The sequence below is a fragment of the Streptomyces sp. WAC 06738 genome (genome assembly GCF_003945505.1).
In the GTDB taxonomy this organism is placed as follows: Bacteria; Actinomycetota; Actinomycetes; order Streptomycetales; family Streptomycetaceae; genus Streptomyces.
The window spans coordinates 4,865,726-4,883,842 of the sequence record NZ_CP029618.1; the positions used below are offsets into that span (position 1 = coordinate 4,865,726).

Sequence of the window (18,117 nt, forward strand, 5' to 3'; positions counted from 1 at the left end):
GCGCCCGGCGCCTGGCGGATACTGGGGCGCATGGCTTACGACGATCTCCGCTCGCTGCTGCGGGCTCTGGAGCGCGACGGCGACCTCAAGCGCATCACGGCCGAGGTCGATCCGTACCTCGAAGTCGGCGAGATCACCGACCGCGTGAACAAGGCCGGCGGACCCGCGCTGCTCTTCGAGAACGTCAAGGGCTCCGCCATGCCGCTGGCGATGAACGTCTACGGCACCGACCGCCGGCTCCTCAAGGCCCTCGGCCTCGGCTCGTACGCGGAGATCGGCGAGCGCATCGGCGGGCTGCTCAAGCCCGAACTGCCGCAGGGCTTCACGGGCGTACGCGAGGCGTTCGGCAAGCTCGGCACCATGGCGCACGTACCGCCGCGGAAGACGAAGGACGGGCCGGTCCAGGAGACCGTGCTCACCGGCGACGACGTCGACCTCGACACGATCCCCGCGCTCTTCACCTGGCCCCAGGACGGCGGGTCCTTCTACAACCTGGGCCTCACCCACACCAAGGACCCCGAGACCGGCGTCCGCAACCTCGGCCTCTACCGCCTCCAGCGCCACGACCGCCGCACCATCGGCATGCACTGGCAGATCCACAAGGACAGCCGCAACCACTACCAGGTCGCCGCCCGCCGCGGCGAGAAGCTGCCGGTGGCCATCGCCTTCGGCTGCCCGCCCGCCGTGACGTACGCGGCGACCGCGCCGCTGCCCGGCGACATGGACGAGTACATGCTCGCCGGCTTCATCGGCGGCAAGCGGGTCGAGATGGTCGACTGCAAGACCGTGCCGCTCCAGGTCCCCGCGCACGCCGAGGTGGTGCTCGAAGGCTGGCTGGAGCCCGGCAAGGAGCTGCCCGAGGGCCCGTTCGGCGACCACACCGGCTTCTACACCCCGCAGGAGCCGTTCCCCGCGCTGACCATCGACGCCGTCACGATGCGCCGCCGCCCGCTGCTGCAGTCCATCGTCGTCGGCCGCCCGCCGACCGAGGACGGGCCGCTGGGCCGGGCCACCGAGCGGTTCTTCCTGCCGCTGCTGAAGGTGATCGTGCCGGACATCGTGGACTACCACCTGCCGGAGGCGGGCGGCTTCCACAACTGCGCGATCGTCTCGATCGACAAGAAGTACCCCAAGCACGCGCAGAAGGTCATGTCCGCGATCTGGGGTGCGCACATGATGTCGCTCACCAAGCTGATCATCGTGGTCGACGCCGACTGCGACGTGCACGACCTCCATGAGGTCGCCTGGCGGGCGCTGGGCAACACCGACTACAGCCGCGACCTGTCCGTCGTGGAGGGCCCGGTCGACCACCTCGACCACGCCTCGTACCAGCAGTTCTGGGGCGGCAAGGCGGGCATCGACGCCACCGCGAAGCTGCCCGAGGAGGGCTACACGCGCGGCTGGCCGGAGATGGTCGTCTCCGATCCGGACACGGCGGCGAAGGTCGACGCCCGGTGGCGGGAGTACGGCCTGTGACGGCCGCGGGGAGCGTCGTCGGTCCCGGCCCCGCCCGGTCCGGCAGCGGGGTGCGGGCGTTCCTGCGGCTGGTGATGATCGAGCACTCGATCTTCGCGCTGCCGTTCGCGTACATCGCCGCGCTGACGGCCATGCTGGTCGACGGCGACGGGGCGATCGAGTGGGGGACGCTGCTGCTCGTCACCGTCGCGATGGTGGCGCTGCGGACGTTCGCGATGGCCGCGAACCGGATCATCGACCGCGAGATCGACGGCCGCAACCCGCGCACCGCCCACCGCGAACTGGTCACCGGCGCGGTCTCCGTGCGCTCCGCGTGGACGGGCGCGCTGATCGCGCTGGCGATCTTCCTCGGCGCCGCGGCGCTGCTCAACCCGCTCTGCCTGGTGCTGGCGCCGGTCGCGGCGGTGCCGATGGTGGTCTATCCGTACGGCAAGCGGTTCACCACGTACCCGCACGCGATCCTCGGCCTCGCCCAGGCGATCGGCCCGATCGGCGCGTGGCTGGCGGTCACGGGGGAGTGGTCGTGGCCGGCGGTGCTGCTGGGGCTCGCGGTGGGCGTGTGGATCGGCGGCTTCGACCTGATCTACGCCTGCCAGGACGTCGACACCGACCGCGCCCAGGGCATCCGCTCCGTCCCGGCCCGCTTCGGCATCGCGGGCGCGCTGTACGGGGCGCGGGCGGCGCACGTCGTGACGATGGCGCTCTTCGTCTGGTACGCCCTGGCGACGGACGCGGGCGCGCTGTTCTGGGCCGGCCTGGCGGTGGTGGCGGGCGTGTTCGCGTACGAGCACGGCATCGTCCGCCCGGACGACCTGAGCCGCCTGAACCGCGCGTTCTTCACGCTCAACGGCGTGATCGGCATCGTCCTCTTCTGCTGCGCGGCGGCAGACCTCTTCGTCCGCGACCTGAGCCTCTGACCCCCGCGCTCACGCCGCCGCCCCGCGGCCGACGTGGAGGACCAGCACGGTGACCGTGCCGTCGTCGATCCGGTAGATCGCCCGGTAGCGGCCGACCCGCAGGCGGCGCTTGTCGGTGCCCCAGGGGGCCGAGTTCTTCGGGCGCTGCTCCGTGGCGAGCGCGTCGATGCCGTCGACGAGCGCCCGCAGCCCGGCGGGGTCGTCGGCGAGGAAGCCGGCGGCCGCGTTCACGGCATCGGTCTCCCAGACGACCTCGTGACTCACGCGTCGAGTCCCAGGCGCCTGCGTACCTCGTCGTGCGGCACGTACGTGTCCTCGCCGCGGGCCTTGCGGGCTTCGTACTGCGCAACGGCGAGGGCGTCCTCCAGGTCCTCGATGTCCGCTATACCGACGATCATCGCGGCCGGCTCACCGTGGTCGGTGATGATGGTGCGCTCGCGGCCGAGGGCGGCGCGGCGGACGAGCGCGCCGAACTGGCTGCGCGCTTGCGCGATGGGCAGGGTCTCGCTCATGCATCAACTGTACAGAAGATGCATGTCCCGTCGCGCCGCTCAGGGCTTGGTGAAGGGGAGCGCGACCGGTCGCGGGTACGACCACAGCACACCGGCCTTGGCGCGCCTGCAGCCGATGATCGCGAAGGCGAAGGACGTCACCAGGTGCAGCCCCCACGCCGTCATCGGTACCGCCGGCACCCACTCCGGCCAGCCCTGTTCCTCCGCCAGGTAGATGCTCCCGCCGGTCAGTGCGCCGAAGACGACGACCGCGACGATCTGGGTGATGCCCCAGTTCAGGCCCTCGGTGCCGTGGTGGCGGACGAACGGGTCCCCGGACTTGCCGCGGATGTTCAGCGGGCCGATCCAGGCGACCAGGAAGCCGATGCAGCAGGCGCCGGTGCCGGCGATGAAGATGAGCAGCGCGGACAGGTGCGCCCACATCGCCGAGTCGGGCGGCGGCTTGCCGGGCGGGCCGTGCGGGTAGAGCTGCGGCGGGTACGGGACGGCGGGGCCCGGATGGGGGTGGAGGCCGGGGGCGCCCTGCGGTGCGTACGGCGCCGGGACACCGGGCGGTGCGTGCGGCGGCACCGGCGGTGGCTGCTGCCCGGCCGGGTGCCGGGGTGGGGGCGGCTGTCCGGCAGGGTGCCGGGGCGGCTCTCCGGCCGGTGGCGGCTCTCCGGCCGGTGGCGGTTCTCCGGCCGGTGGCGGTTCTCCGGCCGGTGGCGGCTCTCCGGCAGGGTGTCCGGGCGGCTCTCCGGCCGCCCGGTCGTCGCTCGGGTCCTGCTCCGTCATACGTCCCGTCCCCCGCGTGAGCGTCCGTTCCGCTTCGGACGCAGACCCTAGCCTCCCTGAAGCGCGCCCCGCCGCCGGTCGCTGAAGTAGAAGGCCGCCAGGACACCGCCCAGGAGGCCGAAGAGGTGGGCCTGCCAGGAGATCGACTGCTCCAGGACCTGGTCCGTCGGCAGGGCGCCCCACACCATCGAGCCGTAGACCAGGGCGACCACGATGCCGATCAGCACGTCGGACATCCGCCGGTCGACGAAGCCGCGCACCGCCACGTACCCGAAGAGGCCGAAGACGACCCCCGACGCGCCCGCCGTGGCCGTGCCCGCGGGCGAGACCAGCCACACCCCGAGCCCGCTCACCAGCATGATCACCGCGACCACGCCCACGAACCGCCCGATCCCCCGCATCGCCGCTATGAAGCCCAGCACCAGCAACGGCCCCGTGTTCGCCGACAGGTGGTCCCAGCCGAAGTGCATGAACGACGCCGGGATCACGTCCCGCAGCTCGCCGAAGTCGCGCGGCGTGATCGCGTACGTGTCCAGCTTGTTGCCGCCGGCCTGGTCGACCGCCTCCAGCACCCACAGCAGCGCCACCCACGCGAGCATCACCATCCCGGCGCGCTTCACGTATATGCGCCCGCGCGGCGGCCGGGCCGCCCGTGCGGGCCGCGCGGCGGGGGTGCCGCGCCCGTAAGGTTCGTACATCACTCAAGCCCCCTTCGGACCAGTGTGTCCTCCCTGAGGGAAACGCAGGCGGCCTGCGCCGCGGTTCCCGCCGCCGGATAGGCTCGCCGGGTGGAGCCGCCTCACCAGACGCCGTACGAGAACCCGGACGGGCCGCCGTCCGAGGGGCCGTACGCCGCGCCGTACGCCGGGCAGCCGGGCCGCGACCGGCGCCGGCCCTGGGTCGTCGGCGTCTCCGGCGCCTCCGGCACCCCGTACGCGGCCGCCGTGCTGCGCGCGCTGCTGGCGGCCGGGGAGGCCGTCGACCTCGTCGTCAGCCGGGCCGCGCGGCTGACGGTGCTGGACGAGACGGGCGGCCCGTTCCGCGACGCGCACTGGCGCGACGACCTGCGGCGCTGGCTCGCCGCGGGCGCCGAAGGACGGCCGGACGCCTTCGGCCCGGTGGACCTCTCCGGCGTACGGCACTGGGCGGCCGGCGATCTGGCGGGCGGCCCCTCCTCCGGTTCGTACGCCGCGAAGGGCATGATCGTCGTCCCGGCGTCGACCGCCGCCGTGGCCGGCATCGCGCTCGGGCTCTCCAAGGATCTCCTCCAGCGCGCCGCGAGCGTGACGCTGAAGGAGGGCCGGCCGCTGGTCGTCGTCGTACGGGAGACGCCGCTGCCCGGGCCGACGCTGCGGCAGATGGTCGCCCTGGACGAGGCGGGCGCCGTGGTCCTCCCGGCCGCACCCGCCTTCTACGCCGGGGCCACCGGCATCCAGGACCTCGTGGACTTCGTCGCCGGCCGCGCCCTTGACGCCGCGGGCGTGGCGCACAAGCTCTATCGCAGATGGGAAGGGGAGCTGGGGCGCTCCCGCTGACACAGCAGATGGCACGCAGCAGACAGCCGGCAGCCGGCACAGCAGCACGGAAGGCTTGAGATCGCACATGGACGCCGTCGACAGACAGCTCATCCAGGCACTGCGGGAGAACGGCCGGGCCTCGTACGCCGAGCTGGGCCGGCTCGTGGGGCTCTCCGGGCCCAGCGTCACGGACCGGATCAACCGCCTGGAGGCCGCCGGGGTGATCACCGGTTACCGGGCCACGGTCGACGCCGCCCTGCTGGGCCGGGGCGTCACCGCGCTCGTGGGGATCTCGCTCTCCGAGGCGGTGGACCACGACGACGTCGCGGACCGGCTGCGGGACCTGCCCGAGATCGAGGACTGCTTCTTCATCGCCGGTGCCGATTCGTTCATGCTCAAGGTGCGGGCGCCGGACGTCGACGGGCTGGGGAAGACGGTGCGGCGGATGTCGAGGATCAAGGGCGTCTCGCGCACGGCGACGACGGTGGTGCTCTCCACGATGTGGGAGAGCAGGGTGGGCGAGATCGCGGAGGAGTAGGCCGCGTAGGCTCGGATACGCGCAGATGCGCAGGAACGTGACTTACGGGCTGGGAGGCGGCGCGTGGACGCAGGGCTCAGGCGCGAGCTGGCGGAGAAGGCGCGCGCGGGCGCACGGCTGAGCCGGGCGGACGGCGTCGCGCTGTACGGGAGTGGCGACCTGGCGTGGCTGGGCGGGCTCGCGCACGAGGCGCGGACGCGGCGGCACGGGGAGCGCGGGTACTTCGCGACGGCCGCGGACCCCGCCGAGCCGGTGGCGGTGGTCTCGTACGGCGGGGAGGACCCCGCGCAGACCGTCGACGCGCTCCTCGCGCTCCGGGACCGGCAGGACGCCGGCGCCGGCCTGCTGGCCGTCGTGCCGCTGGCGGCGGGGCGGGTCACGGGCGCGGCGGCGCTGAAGACGTTCGCGGTGGTGCGGCTGCTGCTGGACAACGTGCCGCACGTACGGGCCGCGTGGACCGCGTACGGCACGCAGACGGCGCAGCTCGCGCTCCAGCACGGCGCGGACGACTTCGCCCCGGCCCCGGGTGCGGCGGACACGCTCCCGGCCGGGGAACTCGTCGAGCTCATCCAGGACGCGGGCCTGCACCCGGTCGAGCGCGACGCGCGCTACGCCGCCGTCCGCGAGCACGCGGGCCCGGACCCGGAGCGGCGCGAGACGCCGCAGCCGATGCGCTTCTGAGGCCGCCATGACCCTGCGCTACGAGCTGGACCCGGCGGTCACCCCTGCCCTGCGGGACGGCATATGCACGCTCTGGGCCGACGTCAGCAACGCGGGCGGCGCGGTGGGCTTCGTCCCCCCGGTGACGCCCGCGGACATCCGCCCGGAGCTGGTCAAGCACCTCGCCGCCATGGCGGAGGGCCGCACCCACCTGATCGCCGCCCTCGACGGGGCCGGCCGCCCGGCCGCCACCGCGTTCCTGACGCTCAACACCCACCGCCTGATGCGGCACTGGTGCTGGCTCTACACCGTGATGGTCCACCCCGGCCGGCAGGGCACGGGCGAGGGCCGCCGCCTCATGGCCGCCGCGGCGGACGCGGCCCAAGGCCTGGGGATGCGGGGGATCCGGCTGACGTGCCGGGGCGGGACGGGGGTCGACACGTTCTACGCGGCCTGCGGCTACAAGGAGGTCGGCCGCGTACCCGACGCGATACGGGTCGCGGACGACGACTACCGCGACGACATCACGATGTGGCTGCCGCTGCATACTTGAGTACGACTCGCACGGAGCACCACCGGCACGGAGCACGACCCGCACGCAGCGCCACCCTGACCGACGGAGCAGAGAGCAGAGAGAAGTTGTCAGCCGTGACCCCCAAACCGAACCCCGCCGTCCGCTACACCGCCATGCGCCTCGGCGTCTTCGCCGCGTCGTTCGTGATCCTGGCCGTCCTGGTCCGGGTCGGCGCGCTCCCGGCGGGCCTGGGCGACTCGAACTACCTGTGGGTCATGCTGCTGTCGATCGTCGTCTCCGCGCCGCTGAGCTTCGTCCTGCTGCGCCGGCAGCGGGACGAGATGTCGGAGCAGATCGTGGGCCGGGTGCAGAAGTCGAAGGAGCGGCTGGCGGCGAACCGCAGCCGCGAGGACGAGGCGGACGACGAGGCACGCGGTACGGCGTAGGGGAAGGCCGCACAGGGGACGTGAGAGGCGTCACCGTCACCCCCAAAGCCGCACTATGGGAATGTCAAAGCGGGAGTGTTAGTCTTCTCGTCATGACGACGATCGTGCGTGCGCTTCGCATGCCTACGAGCCCTCTGCTCGTGGCGCGCCTGCACGTCGATCTCTGCCGCTGCCTGTCCGCGGCATGTCAGAGCCGCTAGTCCCCGCGCTCTGACCGGTCACGCACCACATTCCCCAAGTAGCAGACGCGCGCCCGTCGTCCCGGTCCCGGCACCACCGTGCCCGGACGAGGCGGCCCGGCGCGCCCAGTCACGGAGACGCCCGTGTCCACACCCACCCCCGCCCCCACCGCGCAGCCGCGCAGCGGCTTCCGGATACCCAAGGTGCCCTTCTGGGCCCAGATCCTCGCCGGCCTCGTCCTCGGCGTGCTCCTCGGCTGGGCCGCCCGTACCGGCGACGTCGCCTGGCTGAAGGACACCCTGGACCAGATCGGCACCATCTTCGTCCAACTGCTCAAGCTGGCGGTCGCCCCGCTGGTGTTCTTCGCCATCCTGGTGTCGATCACGAACCTGCGGAACGTCAACAACGCCGCCCGCCTCGCGACCCGTACCCTGCTGTGGTTCTTCGCCACCTCGCTCATCGCGGTCGCCATCGGCCTGGCCATCGGCCTGCTCACCAACCCCGGCGCCGGCACCGACCTGTCCCCGAAGGACGGCGCGGCCCCCGAGGACAGCGGCTCGTGGATCGACTTCCTCACCGGGATCATCCCGACGGACGTCATCACGCCCTTCACCGAACTGAACGTGCTGCAGATCGTCTTCATGGCCGCCGCCCTCGGCGTCGCCGCCCTGAAGCTCGGCGAGAAGGCCCAGCCGATCATCGCGTTCAGCGAAACGATTCTGGAGCTGCTGCAGAAGGCGCTGTGGTGGGTCATCCGCCTGGCCCCCCTCGGCACCGTGGGCCTCATCGGCTTCGCCATCGCCGACTACGGCTGGAACCTGATCAGCAAGTACGCGACCTTCACCGCCGATGTCTACATCGGCTGCGCCCTAGTCCTCTTCGGCGTCTACCCGCTCCTGCTGGCCACGGTCGCCAAGGTCAACCCCCTGCAGTTCTTCCGCGGCGCCTGGCCCGCGATCCAGCTCGCCTTCGTCTCCCGCTCCTCGGTCGGCACCATGCCGGTCACCAAGAAGGTCACCGAACGCCTCGGCGTCCCCAAGGAGTACACCTCCTTCGCGGTCCCCTTCGGCGCGACGACGAAGATGGACGGCTGCGCCGCGATCTACCCGGCCCTGGCGGCCATCTTCATCGCCGAGATCTTCGACGTCAGCCTGGGCCTCCAGGACTACATCCTGATCGCCTTCGTCTCGGTCATCGGCTCCGCCGCCACCGCGGGTCTCACGGGCGCCACCATCATGACCACCCTGACCCTCTCCACCCTGGGCCTCCCCCTGGAGGGCGTGGGCCTGCTGCTGGCGATCGACCCGATCCTGGACATGGTCCGCACGGCGACGAACGTCGCGGGCCAGGCGGTGATCCCGGTGCTGGTCGCGTCGCAGGAGAAGATCCTGGACCGCGACATGTACGAGAACGCCACCAGCTTCGACCTCGACGACCCGGACCCGGCGAACCCCACCCCGCCCAAGACCCCGGTCACAGCAGTGGCCTGACGCCACCGCCCCCACGCGACGCCCGCACCCCGCAGCCCCGGGGCTGCGGGCGTCCGCATGCGCACCCTCGTCAGCCTGAGGCCCACGGGCACGATCGGTGCCGCGCTGGCTAGCCGACTCGGGCTTCCCGGCTTCCCCTTGCCCTGGGTTTCGGGTCGCGCCATCTTCCCGATGTGGTCGCACGTGTAGCCGGTGGCCCCGGCGATCTTCGCGTAGCTGAGGAGCCGACCGCACGTCTGTCCGTCCTTGAGGAGGCATGGAAGAAGGCCCGCGATCCGAAAGGATCGCGGGCCATTCCGATGATTGATTTCGTCGCGGGCTGGACCCAGCGGATCAAGCTGCCAGGGCCCATTTCGTCAGCCGGGCTCGCATGTCCTGATCCCTCAGGCTCGCGTGCCCTCCGCACCGGGTGCAAGTGGTGCACGCTGAGCATGTCGTCGCTCCCCGGCCCCGCCCCTCCTTGTGGATGGTCCACCAGGTAATGATGTAAGCAGGGCCGGAGGTGATGAGCGCTACCGCGATCTCAACGATGGTCACGACCTCACCTCCAAGCTGGGTGCCCTGTGCAATTCACGGTAGGCGGGAGATGCCCCTGCGGAAAGCCGATGGTTGCGGGCAGGAAGTTCGGTAACCGACCTGTGACGGGTTGAAGACGTGGCGATGTCGTCAGACGTGGTCCGCGCCGACTGGAACAACCTATATCGAGGTCGATCCGTGGCGGCCTTCTGCTGCCTCGGCTGGTGCTGTAGATCTCCACGTGGTCAATACCTCTGGCCACGGACGGGTTTGTTCCGGGGGCGCGTGCGGTCGGCGGTGTGGCCGGGTCAGTCGTGTGGCGGCTGGGGGTCGGCGGTGCCGTAGTTCGGGTTCGCCTCGTAGACGCCGGTCAGTGCGCCGTCAGGGTCCACCTCCCAGGCCCCGACTATTGCGCTCGGCGGCACCTCTCCATGGGGATCATCGACCATCGCTCCGTCGATCTCGTACACCCAGCCGCCGGGATGGCGCCGTGCCTCAGCCACCAGCTCCGGCGGCGGTTTCCGTGAAGACCGAGCCGAGACCGATCGCCGTCTGAAAAGCCGTACCATCCCGCTTCCCCTCCTCAGCCGTTGGCCCCCTCCGCAATCCTTCCGCACGGGCGGGTGCCGGAAGTACCGGATTGCCCGTGCAACCGTTCGCTCAGGTGGGGCGTCGTACGGGCGTGAGGGGCAACCGTTGGCCGTCGGGGCGTTTTCTGCCCGCCTTCGTGCTGGGCCCGCTGACCGGGTTGCTGTGCGGGTATCTCGCCGCCTCGCTCATCATGCGCTCGCGTGCCTACTGCGATGCCGGGAACGAGCCGGGACACCGTCGTGGCTACCCGCTTGAGCGGACCGGGGCAGCAGCCTGCCAGACTTCTCCCGGTGATCGTCAGACTTGCGGAGGAGCCGGACTTCGGCGGGTTTCTTCGGCTTGCGGGTGGGGTTGAGCAGTGGTTCGGGGCCATGGTCGACGAGCCCGGGTTTCACGACGCCGTGCGGGCGCACATGCGGCGGGGGGCTGCCCTCGTCGCCGTTTCCGGGGGGACCGTTGTCGGGGGTTGTTGTTCGGGGGTGAGGCGCCCGTTTTCCGGGTGCACTGGCTGGTGGTCGACGAGGGCGTGCGGGGGCTCGGCGTCGGGCGGGCGCTGATGAGGGAGGCGGAGCGGCGGTTCGTGCGGGGGCGGGGCGGGTGGGTCGAGGTGGTCACGTTCGGGGCCGATCACCCCGGGGCCGTCGCCAGCGGGGCGCGGGTCTTCTACGAGCGGCTGGGGTTCAGGCCCGCCGAAGCCGCCCCGCACGGGCCCGAAGGGGGTTCGCGGCAGGTGTTCCGGCGAGTGGTGGGGAAACCGGGGGAGCCGGGGTAAGTGAGGTGCGGGTTCGTACTCAGGCGGGGTGAGTACCTGCGCTCTGGTTCGGGCCGCGGGCCGGGCACCAGGGTGAGGGTATGCGTCGTGTGCTGCGGATTCTTCTCTTCCAACTACTCTCCCTCGTCCTCCTCGCCGGCGCCGCCGCCGGGGCCTGGGCCGCGTGGCTCGGCTGGGACCAGGAGCGCGAGGTGAGCGGTGACACCGAGACCGGGCCGTACGCGGTGTGGCAGGTCGGCGGGCTGGTGCTGACGCTGCTCGTCGCCGTGGCCGTCGTCGCGTACGTGCGGCACTTCGTGCCCGCCGTGCTCGGGTCGACCGCCGGGCTCACCTTCGCCTCGTACTACGACTGGTCCGACGACAACACCGGGCTCTTCGCCGTCGGGGTCGCCCTCATCCTCATGGGGACCTTCGTCGGCTCCGCCCTCGTCGCCGTCGCCGTGGGTGCCGTGCGCGGCGAGCCCGACGCGGGGCAAGGGGCCTTCGCCGTCTGCCGCTGACGGGGCGCCGGCGCGCCCGGGGCGACGTGCGGGGCAAGCGGAACCGGGAGTACCGGGCGGGGCGTCCTCTGGCGGGGTGGCCTGCCGTTCGCGAGAATGCGGCGTCCGTTGCCGCCCGGCTAGTCGTACGAAGCCGACGCGAACGTCACGGAGCCACCCATGACGCACTCCGCACCACCGCAGAAGCAGCACCCGGCGCCCGCATCACCGTCGCAGTACCTCAAGGAGATCAACTCCAGACTCCTCCCCGGCACCGCGGTCCCCCCGCTGCTGCCCCCCGCCGTCCGCGCCGACGCCTACGGCGTCCGCGAAGCGGAGGTGCCTCCCGCCGCCCCGCACGTCCAGCACGGCTCCCTCGCCGACATCCCCTTCGACAACGCCGCCCACGCCCCCGGCGAACCCGCCCTCGCCCGCCCCCGTACCGACGGGACCTGGGCCGACGTCACCGCCGCCGAGTTCGCCGAGCACGTCCTCGCCGTCGCCAAGGGCCTCATCGTCCACGGGCTGCGACCCGGCGACCGGCTTGCGATCATGTCGCGTACGACGTACGAGTGGACCCTGCTGGACTTCGCCGCCTGGGCCGCGGGACTCATCACCGTCCCCGTCTACCCCACGTCCTCCGCCATCCAGGCCCGCCACATCCTGCACGACTCCGGCGCCCTCGCCTGCGCCGTCGAGAGCGTCGAGCAGGCCCGCCTCATCAGCGGCCGGCGCCAGGACCTGCCGCACCTCGCCCACCTCTGGCAGCTCGACACCGGCATCCTCGGCCAGCTCGCCGCCGCCGGCCGCGACGTCCCCGACACCCTCGTCCGCCAGCGCCGCGCCGGCCTCGGCCCGGCCAGCGTCGCCACCGTCATCTACACCTCCGGCACCACCGGCCTGCCCAAGGGCTGCGTCCTCACCCACGGCAACTTCCTCGCCGAGGTCGACAACGCCATCGAGCTGCTCTACCCCCTCTTCACCGCCGTCAGCGAAGACCCACCCGCCACCCTCCTCTTCCTCCCCCTCTCCCACGTCCTCGGCCGCATGACCGCCATCGGCTGCCTCCGCGCCCGCGTCAAGCTCGGCCACGCGCCCAGCATCAAGACCGAGGACCTGCTGCGCGACCTGGCCGCCTTCCGCCCGACGTTCTTCGTCGGCATCCCGTACGTCCTCGAAAAGGTCTTCAACACCGGCCGCGCCACCGCGGAAGGCATCGGCCGCGCCGCCTCCTTCGACCGCGCCGCGAAGGTCGCCGTCCGCTACGCCGAGGCCCTGGAGGCCGAGCTGCACGGCGAGGGCCCGGGCCCCGGAGCGCGCCTCAGGGCGCTGCGCAAGCTGTACGACGCGCTCGTCTACCGCCGCATCCGGGCCGCGCTCGGCGGCCGCGTCAAGTACGCGATCTGCGGCGGCTCCCCGCTCGGCCGCCGCCTCGCCGCCTTCTACGCGGGAGCCGACGTCATGGTCTTCGAGGGGTACGGGCTCACCGAGACCACCGCCGCCGCCACCGTCACCCCGCCGCTCAAACCCCGCTTCGGCACCGTCGGCTGGCCGCTGCCGGGCACCGCGATACGCATCGCGCACGACGGCGAGGTGCTGGTCCGCGGCGGCCACCTGTTCTCCGGCTACTGGGACGCCGAGGCCGGCGTCACCCGGCTCGACACCGACGACGGCTGGTTCGCCACCGGCGACCTCGGCGAACTGGACGCCGACGGCTATCTGACGATCACCGGCCGCAAGAAGGACCTCATCGTCACCGCCTCCGGCAAGAACCTCGCGCCCGCGCCGCTGGAGGACCGGCTCCGGGCGCATCCGCTGGTCAGCCAGTGCCTCGTGGTCGGCGACGACCGCCCGTACGTCGCGGCGCTCCTCACCCTCGACCCCGAGGGGCTCCAGCACTGGCGGATGATGCGCAAGCGCGAATACGTCCCGGTCACCGAGCTGGTACGCGACCCGCTGCTCCGCGCCGACCTCCAGCGGGCGGTCGACGGGGCGAACGAGCTGGTCTCGCGCGCGGAGTCCATCCGCCGGTTCGCGGTGCTGCCCGCGGACTTCACGGAGGAGGCCGGGTACGTGACGCCGTCGATGAAGCTGAAGCGGGCGGCCATCGTACGGGACTTCGGGCACGTCATCGACGAGCTGTACGCGGCCGAAGGCTGACCGGGAACGGCCCCGGGCTCCGGCGGACGGGGGGAGCGGGCCCGCAGCGGGCGCCCCCTACCCCCGTTCCGCGTCCGCCAGCAACCTCCGCAGCGACGCCCGCGCCGGCGGGCCCCACGTCGCCTTGCCGCCCTTCCGGCCCCGCACGCCCGCCTCCCCGACGAGCAGGCCGACCAGCGCCCGCATCACCGCGACGCCGCGGGCGCGGCGCAGCGTCGCCGCGTCGACGGCCGGTCCGTACGCGGTGAGGAAGCGCTCCGCGGCGGCGTCGTCGGGGAGCAGGATCCACGCGGCGGCGAGGTCGAGGGCGGGGTCGCCGGCGCACAGGTCGCCGAAGTCGACGACGCCGCAGAGGGTGCCGTCGGCGGTGAGGACGTTCGCGGGGTGCAGGTCGCCGTGCTGCCACAGCGCCGGGCCGCTCCACAGGGGCGCGGCGACGGCGTCGTCCCAGACGGCCCGTACGGCATCCGCGTCCGCGACGAGCCCGAGGCCGGCGGCCTCGGCGAGCTGCTGCTCGAACCACCCGGACGCGTCGGACAGCGGCCCGCCGCGGCCCCGCCCGGCGGGGGCGCCGCCGGGGGCGGGCCGGTGCAGCGCGGTGAGGAACGCGGCGAGGGCGTCGGCGGCGGCCGGGCCGCGGGTGACCGGGGCGCGGTCGGCGGGGGTGCCGGGCACCCAGGTGGTCACGATCCAGGGGCGCCGGAAGCGCTCGGAGGGCTCGCCGATGCGCTGCGGTACGGGCACGGGCAGCGGCAGGTGCGCGGCCAGCTCGGGGAGCCAGGCGTGCTCCTTGCGCAGCAGCTCGTCGGCGGACTCCGTGGCCCACGGGAGGCGGACGGCGAGGTCGTCGCCGAGCCGCCAGAGCTGGTTGTCCCAGCCGCGGGCGCCGAGGGTGAGGGGGCGGTCGGCGAGGTCGGGGTGCTGCTCGCGCAGCAGCTCGCGGATCAGGTCCGCGGTGATCTCGGGGCCGGCGCCGGCGTCGGTGTCGGCGCCGGAGGCGGGTTCGGAAGCGGGTTCGGCGCCGGTGCCGTGCCCGGCCCCGGTCCCGTGCTCGGCCTCCCGGTCAGCCCCGCCCCCGCCCCCGCCACCGGTCGCGCCCCCGCCGCCCGTACCGCCCGCCGTGCCTGCCTCGTGCTCGGGCCCCACGCCCGTCTCCGCGTCGCTCATACGACGCCACCGTATCCGCTCCCCGCCGGCATCCGGGCATGAGAAAACCCCCGCCAGGAGGACGGGGGTTTCTCAGGTCAGCCTGGGGCTAGCGTCACGACGGGGAGACGTTGGCCGCCTGCGGACCCTTCGGGCCCTGCTGCACGTCGAAGGTCACCTGCTGGTTCTCCTCGAGCGAGCGGAAGCCTTGGGCGTTGATAGCGGTGTAGTGGACGAAGACATCGGGACCGCCGCCGTCCTGGGCGATGAAGCCGAAGCCCTTTTCAGCGTTGAACCACTTGACGGTTCCGGTAGCCATGAGCCCTCCTTGGGCCAAAGGGTCGCCCTGCCCCAGAGCCTCGAAGAAGCCTGAAAACGACACATGCCCGCGGCGTCAGAATCTCCGCAGGCACGGTACTGCAAGGAAACCAAACTGCAACTTGCGGTTGAGCCTAGCACGCGCGAGCCCGCCCCGGTAGGGAAAAGATCACCCTCCGGTGTGCCCCCGTACCCGAGTGCGGTCAGGGCTGCGGTTAGCCTCGGAGCCGTGACAGCACCGCCTGACGACGCAGGAGCCCGGCGCCGGCCACGAGTCGGCCACATCCAGTTCCTGAACTGCGTCCCCCTCTACTGGGGCCTCGCCCGTACGGGCACCCTGCTCGACCTGGAGCTTTCGAAGGACACCCCGGAACGGCTCAGCGAGCAGCTCATCGACGGGGAGCTGGACATCGCTCCGGTCACCCTCGTGGAGTACCTCCGACACGCCGACGAGCTCGTCGCCCTCTCCGACATCGCCGTCGGCTGCGACGGGCCCGTGATGTCCTGCGTGATCGTCTCGCAGCGCCCGCTGGGGGATCTGGACCGGGAGCGCGTGGCGCTCGGTTCGACCTCCCGCACCTCCGTGCGCCTGGCCGAGCTTCTCATCGGCGAGCAGTACGACATCACGCCGGACTACTACTCGTGCCCGCCCGACCTCTCCCTGATGATGCGCGAGGCCCAGGCCGGCGTGCTCATCGGGGACGCCGCGCTGCGCGCGTCGCTGCACGACGCCCCGCGGCTCGGGCTGCACGTGCACGACCTCGGGCAGATGTGGAAGGAGTGGACCGGGCTGCCGTTCGTCTTCGCCGTATGGGCCGTACGCCGCGACTTCCTGGCGCGCGAGCCCGAGCTGGTGGCGAACGTGCACCGGGCGTTCCTCGACTCCCGCGACCTGTCGCTGGCCGAGGTCGACAAGGTGGCGGAGCAGGCGGCGCGGTGGGAGTCGTTCGACCCGCCGCTGCTCGAGCGGTACTTCCGCACGCTGGATTTCCGGCTGGGCGCCGAGCAGTTGGAGGGCATCGACGAGTTCGCCCGCCGCGCGGGCTTCCCGGACGAGGCGCGGGTACGGCTGCTGCCGGCGGCGGGCGGCGCATAGGGCCTGTCGTTTGGGTCTTGCCGGATCAGGGAGCGGCGGCTGGTGCTGTGCATCGCAAGGCGGAGGAGGGAGGCGACGCGGAGCGTCGTCGACCGACGACAACGCCGCGAGGTGCAGTGCCAGGCGTCGCGAGCCCGGCGAAGATCCAAACGACAGGCCCTAAGCTGGGGCGGCCACGAGGGGCGTACGGGGACCGTAGGAGAGGCGGGACCGGGGGGAGTTCATGCAGCCAGTTCAGAGCGGTGATCCCGAGGCCGTCGGGCCGTACCGGGTGCTGGGCAGGCTCGGCTCCGGCGGCATGGGCCGGGTCTTCCTCGGCCGCAGCCCGGGCGGCGCGACCGTGGCCGTCAAGGTCGTCCACCCGCACTTCGCGCACGACGACGAGTTCCGCGCCCGCTTCCGCCGCGAGGTCGAGGCCGCCCGCCGCGTCGGCGGCGCCTGGACCGCGCCCGTGCTCGACGCCGGACCCGACGACGACGTGCCGTGGGTCGCCACCGGATACGTCGCCGGACCCAGCCTCAGCGACGCCGTCGCCGAGCACGGACCGCTGCCCGAGGAGACCCTGCGCCCCATGGGCGCCGGGCTCGCCGAGGCGCTGGCGGCGGTGCACGGGCTCGGGCTCGTCCACCGGGACGTCAAGCCCTCCAACGTCCTGCTCACCCTCGACGGCCCCCGGCTCATCGACTTCGGCATCGCCCGCGCCACCGACGGCACCGCCTCGCTGACCGCCTCCGGCGCCTCGGTCGGCTCGCCCGGCTACATGTCGCCCGAGCAGATACTCGGCCGGCCCGTCACCGGCGCGGGCGACGTCTTCAGCCTCGGCGCCGTGCTGGTCTTCGCGGCCACCGGGCAGTCGCCCTTCCCGGGCGACAGCGCGCCGACGCTGCTGTACCTGGTGGTGCACGAGGAGCCGCAACTGCACGGTCTCACCGGTGAGCTGGGGGAACTGGCCCTCGCGTGCCTGTCGAAGGACCCGGCGGGGCGGCCGGAGCCGGCGGAGCTGGTGGACCGGCTGACGGCGGGCGGCGAGGCGGCGCACCTCGTACGGCCCGGATGGCTGCCGCCGCCGGTCACGGAGCAGATCAGCCGGCGCGCGGTGGAACTGCTGGCGATGGAGGCGCAGCCGGCGGCCGCGCCGGAGCGGCGGGACGACGGGCTGCCGTCGGGTCCCGTGCCGCTGCAGCAGGCGGAGTACGGGCCGGGGGCGTTCGGGCCGCCGCCGGTGCTGGACGGCACGGCGCCGGGCGCGGCGGCCGGGGCGGGGGCGCCGGGCGCTCCGCCTGCGGACGGCGCCGCGGCGGCGGCGACGCCGCCCGCCGGGGCCGCGGGCGCCGCGCTCGGCGCGGCCGCGGCGACGGGGCCGGAGCGGCGCGCGGAAGTCGGCCTGCGCTCGCGCCGGTTCAGTTGCACCCTGGTGCTCTCCGTCGCGGGCGCCCTCGCGGCGCTGGGGCTCGGCCTCTTCCTCGTACCCGGACTGCTGGACGACGGCGGCGCCGACCGCCCGCAGGCCCAGAACCCCACCGGAGGCAACTCCGCGGGCAACGGCAACGACAGCGGCAACGAGGACGGAGCAGGCGGCAGCGGCGGCGCGGCCACCGACAGCCCGTCCCCCGATCCCACGAAGACCGTCGACAGCGTCCCCGATCGGTTCCTGGGCACCTGGAACGGCGAGGTCCTCCAGGACAACGGCGTCCCGAACGGCCGCGTCAGCGTCGAGATCGAGGAGGGCGGGAAGGGCGAGTACGTCGCGTACTTCGACTACTCCCTCTACGACGTCGCGCACTGCTACAGCCGCGCCAAGCTCACCGCAGCCACCGGCGGTTCCCTCGTCCTGCGCGAGGAGGACGACCCGGCGAGGAAGAACAGCGAGGGCGTGTGCGCCCCCGGCACCTCCGAGGTGACGCTGACGCACAAGGGCGGCGCGACGGTGGAGTACCGCTCCGACGCCGAAGCGTCCGGCAACCCGCGCGCCACCCTGCGGAAGGGCGGCGGCTGACTCCGGCGCCCGCCCCTGC

At 72.9% G+C, this 18,117-nt stretch carries 19 protein-coding genes and 1 pseudogene; 13 read left to right on the forward strand and 7 right to left on the reverse strand.

What is annotated here, in order from left to right; translation table 11 throughout:
- Positions 1-30: 30 nt before the first annotated feature.
- Both DMB38_RS21450 and mqnP read left to right on the forward strand, forming a co-directional pair.
- Positions 31-1,476 carry a menaquinone biosynthesis decarboxylase gene (locus DMB38_RS21450; protein WP_125936559.1) on the forward strand — a complete coding sequence of 482 codons (1,446 nt, stop codon included), beginning with the start codon at positions 31-33 and terminating at the stop codon, positions 1,474-1,476.
- Positions 1,473-2,393 carry a menaquinone biosynthesis prenyltransferase MqnP gene (mqnP, locus tag DMB38_RS21455; RefSeq protein WP_125936560.1) on the forward strand — a complete coding sequence of 307 codons (921 nt, stop codon included), beginning with the start codon at positions 1,473-1,475 and terminating at the stop codon, positions 2,391-2,393. The genes DMB38_RS21450 and mqnP overlap by 4 nt, the downstream gene beginning before the upstream one ends.
- A 9-nt stretch (positions 2,394-2,402) precedes the next feature.
- Here mqnP and DMB38_RS21460 read toward each other — a convergent pair whose 3' ends face one another.
- The 4 genes from DMB38_RS21460 to DMB38_RS21480 all read right to left on the reverse strand — a co-directional run bounded on the left by DMB38_RS21460 (position 2,403) and on the right by DMB38_RS21480 (position 4,284).
- Complete coding sequence (locus DMB38_RS21460; protein ID WP_125936561.1) at positions 2,403-2,657, reverse strand: type II toxin-antitoxin system RelE/ParE family toxin; 255 nt, start codon at positions 2,655-2,657, stop codon at positions 2,403-2,405.
- A complete protein-coding gene (locus DMB38_RS21465) occupies positions 2,654-2,905 on the reverse strand; it encodes a type II toxin-antitoxin system Phd/YefM family antitoxin (protein WP_125936562.1) in 252 nt (83 codons plus the stop codon). Before DMB38_RS21465 ends, DMB38_RS21460 begins: the two co-directional genes overlap by 4 nt.
- A 39-nt stretch (positions 2,906-2,944) precedes the next feature.
- Positions 2,945-3,475: a DUF4870 domain-containing protein gene (locus DMB38_RS21470; protein WP_125936563.1), complete on the reverse strand. Its 531-nt coding sequence runs from the start codon at positions 3,473-3,475 to the stop codon at positions 2,945-2,947.
- A 251-nt stretch (positions 3,476-3,726) separates the two neighbouring features.
- Positions 3,727-4,284 carry a rhomboid family intramembrane serine protease gene (locus tag DMB38_RS21480; protein ID WP_240662728.1) on the reverse strand — a complete coding sequence of 186 codons (558 nt, stop codon included), beginning with the start codon at positions 4,282-4,284 and terminating at the stop codon, positions 3,727-3,729.
- 183 nt (positions 4,285-4,467) lie between these two features.
- Here DMB38_RS21480 and DMB38_RS21485 point away from each other — a divergent pair, with 183 nt between their 5' ends.
- The 6 genes from DMB38_RS21485 to DMB38_RS21510 all read left to right on the forward strand — a co-directional run bounded on the left by DMB38_RS21485 (position 4,468) and on the right by DMB38_RS21510 (position 9,024).
- Positions 4,468-5,214, forward strand: coding sequence for a UbiX family flavin prenyltransferase (locus DMB38_RS21485; RefSeq protein ID WP_125936564.1), 747 nt, complete (start codon positions 4,468-4,470; stop codon positions 5,212-5,214).
- Between the two features lie 67 nt (positions 5,215-5,281).
- The gene (locus DMB38_RS21490) at positions 5,282-5,734 is read left to right on the forward strand and encodes an Lrp/AsnC family transcriptional regulator (protein ID WP_125936565.1); all 453 of its coding nucleotides are present in this window, start codon (positions 5,282-5,284) and stop codon (positions 5,732-5,734) included.
- A gap of 63 nt (positions 5,735-5,797) precedes the next feature.
- Positions 5,798-6,415, forward strand: coding sequence for a hypothetical protein (locus tag DMB38_RS21495; protein ID WP_125936566.1), 618 nt, complete (start codon positions 5,798-5,800; stop codon positions 6,413-6,415).
- 7 nt (positions 6,416-6,422) lie between these two features.
- Positions 6,423-6,947 (forward strand): GNAT family N-acetyltransferase, encoded by a 525-nt coding sequence (locus DMB38_RS21500; RefSeq protein WP_125936567.1) that lies wholly within the window; start codon positions 6,423-6,425, stop codon positions 6,945-6,947.
- A gap of 95 nt (positions 6,948-7,042) precedes the next feature.
- Positions 7,043-7,354 (forward strand): DUF4229 domain-containing protein, encoded by a 312-nt coding sequence (locus tag DMB38_RS21505; RefSeq protein ID WP_125936568.1) that lies wholly within the window; start codon positions 7,043-7,045, stop codon positions 7,352-7,354.
- A 323-nt stretch (positions 7,355-7,677) separates the two neighbouring features.
- Entirely contained in the window at positions 7,678-9,024 is a 1,347-nt protein-coding gene (locus DMB38_RS21510) for a dicarboxylate/amino acid:cation symporter (RefSeq protein WP_125936569.1), read from the forward strand.
- 824 nt (positions 9,025-9,848) lie between these two features.
- Here the strand turns inward: DMB38_RS21510 and DMB38_RS21515 are convergent.
- The gene (locus DMB38_RS21515) at positions 9,849-10,043 is read right to left on the reverse strand and encodes a hypothetical protein (RefSeq protein ID WP_125936570.1); all 195 of its coding nucleotides are present in this window, start codon (positions 10,041-10,043) and stop codon (positions 9,849-9,851) included.
- 378 nt (positions 10,044-10,421) lie between these two features.
- On the opposite strand from DMB38_RS21515, the pseudogene DMB38_RS21520 reads away from it, so the two are divergent.
- The 3 genes and pseudogenes from DMB38_RS21520 (at position 10,422) to DMB38_RS21530 (ending at position 13,542) form a co-directional block, all read left to right on the forward strand.
- Positions 10,422-10,903 (forward strand): annotated as a pseudogene (locus tag DMB38_RS21520) (GNAT family N-acetyltransferase).
- 80 nt (positions 10,904-10,983) lie between these two features.
- The gene (locus tag DMB38_RS21525) at positions 10,984-11,403 is read left to right on the forward strand and encodes a hypothetical protein (RefSeq protein WP_125936571.1); all 420 of its coding nucleotides are present in this window, start codon (positions 10,984-10,986) and stop codon (positions 11,401-11,403) included.
- Positions 11,404-11,562: 159 nt separating this feature from the next.
- Positions 11,563-13,542 (forward strand): AMP-dependent synthetase/ligase, encoded by a 1,980-nt coding sequence (locus DMB38_RS21530; protein ID WP_125936572.1) that lies wholly within the window; start codon positions 11,563-11,565, stop codon positions 13,540-13,542.
- A gap of 57 nt (positions 13,543-13,599) precedes the next feature.
- Here the strand turns inward: DMB38_RS21530 and DMB38_RS21535 are convergent, their stop codons facing one another.
- Both DMB38_RS21535 and DMB38_RS21540 read right to left on the reverse strand, forming a co-directional pair.
- Entirely contained in the window at positions 13,600-14,709 is a 1,110-nt protein-coding gene (locus tag DMB38_RS21535) for an aminoglycoside phosphotransferase family protein (RefSeq protein ID WP_125936573.1), read from the reverse strand.
- A gap of 94 nt (positions 14,710-14,803) precedes the next feature.
- Complete coding sequence (locus tag DMB38_RS21540; RefSeq protein ID WP_018840208.1) at positions 14,804-15,007, reverse strand: cold-shock protein; 204 nt, start codon at positions 15,005-15,007, stop codon at positions 14,804-14,806.
- A 228-nt stretch (positions 15,008-15,235) separates the two neighbouring features.
- Here DMB38_RS21540 and DMB38_RS21545 point away from each other — a divergent pair, with 228 nt between their 5' ends.
- Entirely contained in the window at positions 15,236-16,102 is an 867-nt protein-coding gene (locus DMB38_RS21545) for a menaquinone biosynthesis protein (protein WP_125936574.1), read from the forward strand.
- A gap of 223 nt (positions 16,103-16,325) precedes the next feature.
- Complete coding sequence (locus DMB38_RS21550; RefSeq protein ID WP_164716072.1) at positions 16,326-18,098, forward strand: serine/threonine-protein kinase; 1,773 nt, start codon at positions 16,326-16,328, stop codon at positions 18,096-18,098.
- The last annotated feature ends 19 nt before the right edge of the window (positions 18,099-18,117 follow it).

What these genes read in the sequence shown, in the direction of transcription:
- DMB38_RS21450 (WP_125936559.1), top strand. Translation starts at nt 31, where the DNA reads ATGGCTTACGACGATCTCCGCTCGCTGCTGCGGGCTCTGGAGCGCGAC.
- DMB38_RS21465 (WP_125936562.1), bottom strand. Translation starts at nt 2,905, where the DNA reads ATGAGCGAGACCCTGCCCATCGCGCAAGCGCGCAGCCAGTTCGGCGCG.
- DMB38_RS21480 (WP_240662728.1), bottom strand. Translation starts at nt 4,284, where the DNA reads ATGGTGATGCTCGCGTGGGTGGCGCTGCTGTGGGTGCTGGAGGCGGTC.
- DMB38_RS21490 (WP_125936565.1), top strand. Translation starts at nt 5,282, where the DNA reads ATGGACGCCGTCGACAGACAGCTCATCCAGGCACTGCGGGAGAACGGC.
- DMB38_RS21500 (WP_125936567.1), top strand. Translation starts at nt 6,423, where the DNA reads ATGACCCTGCGCTACGAGCTGGACCCGGCGGTCACCCCTGCCCTGCGG.
- DMB38_RS21525 (WP_125936571.1), top strand. Translation starts at nt 10,984, where the DNA reads ATGCGTCGTGTGCTGCGGATTCTTCTCTTCCAACTACTCTCCCTCGTC.
- DMB38_RS21530 (WP_125936572.1), top strand. Translation starts at nt 11,563, where the DNA reads ATGACGCACTCCGCACCACCGCAGAAGCAGCACCCGGCGCCCGCATCA.
- DMB38_RS21535 (WP_125936573.1), bottom strand. Translation starts at nt 14,709, where the DNA reads ATGAGCGACGCGGAGACGGGCGTGGGGCCCGAGCACGAGGCAGGCACG.
- DMB38_RS21540 (WP_018840208.1), bottom strand. Translation starts at nt 15,007, where the DNA reads ATGGCTACCGGAACCGTCAAGTGGTTCAACGCTGAAAAGGGCTTCGGC.
- DMB38_RS21550 (WP_164716072.1), top strand. Translation starts at nt 16,326, where the DNA reads ATGCAGCCAGTTCAGAGCGGTGATCCCGAGGCCGTCGGGCCGTACCGG.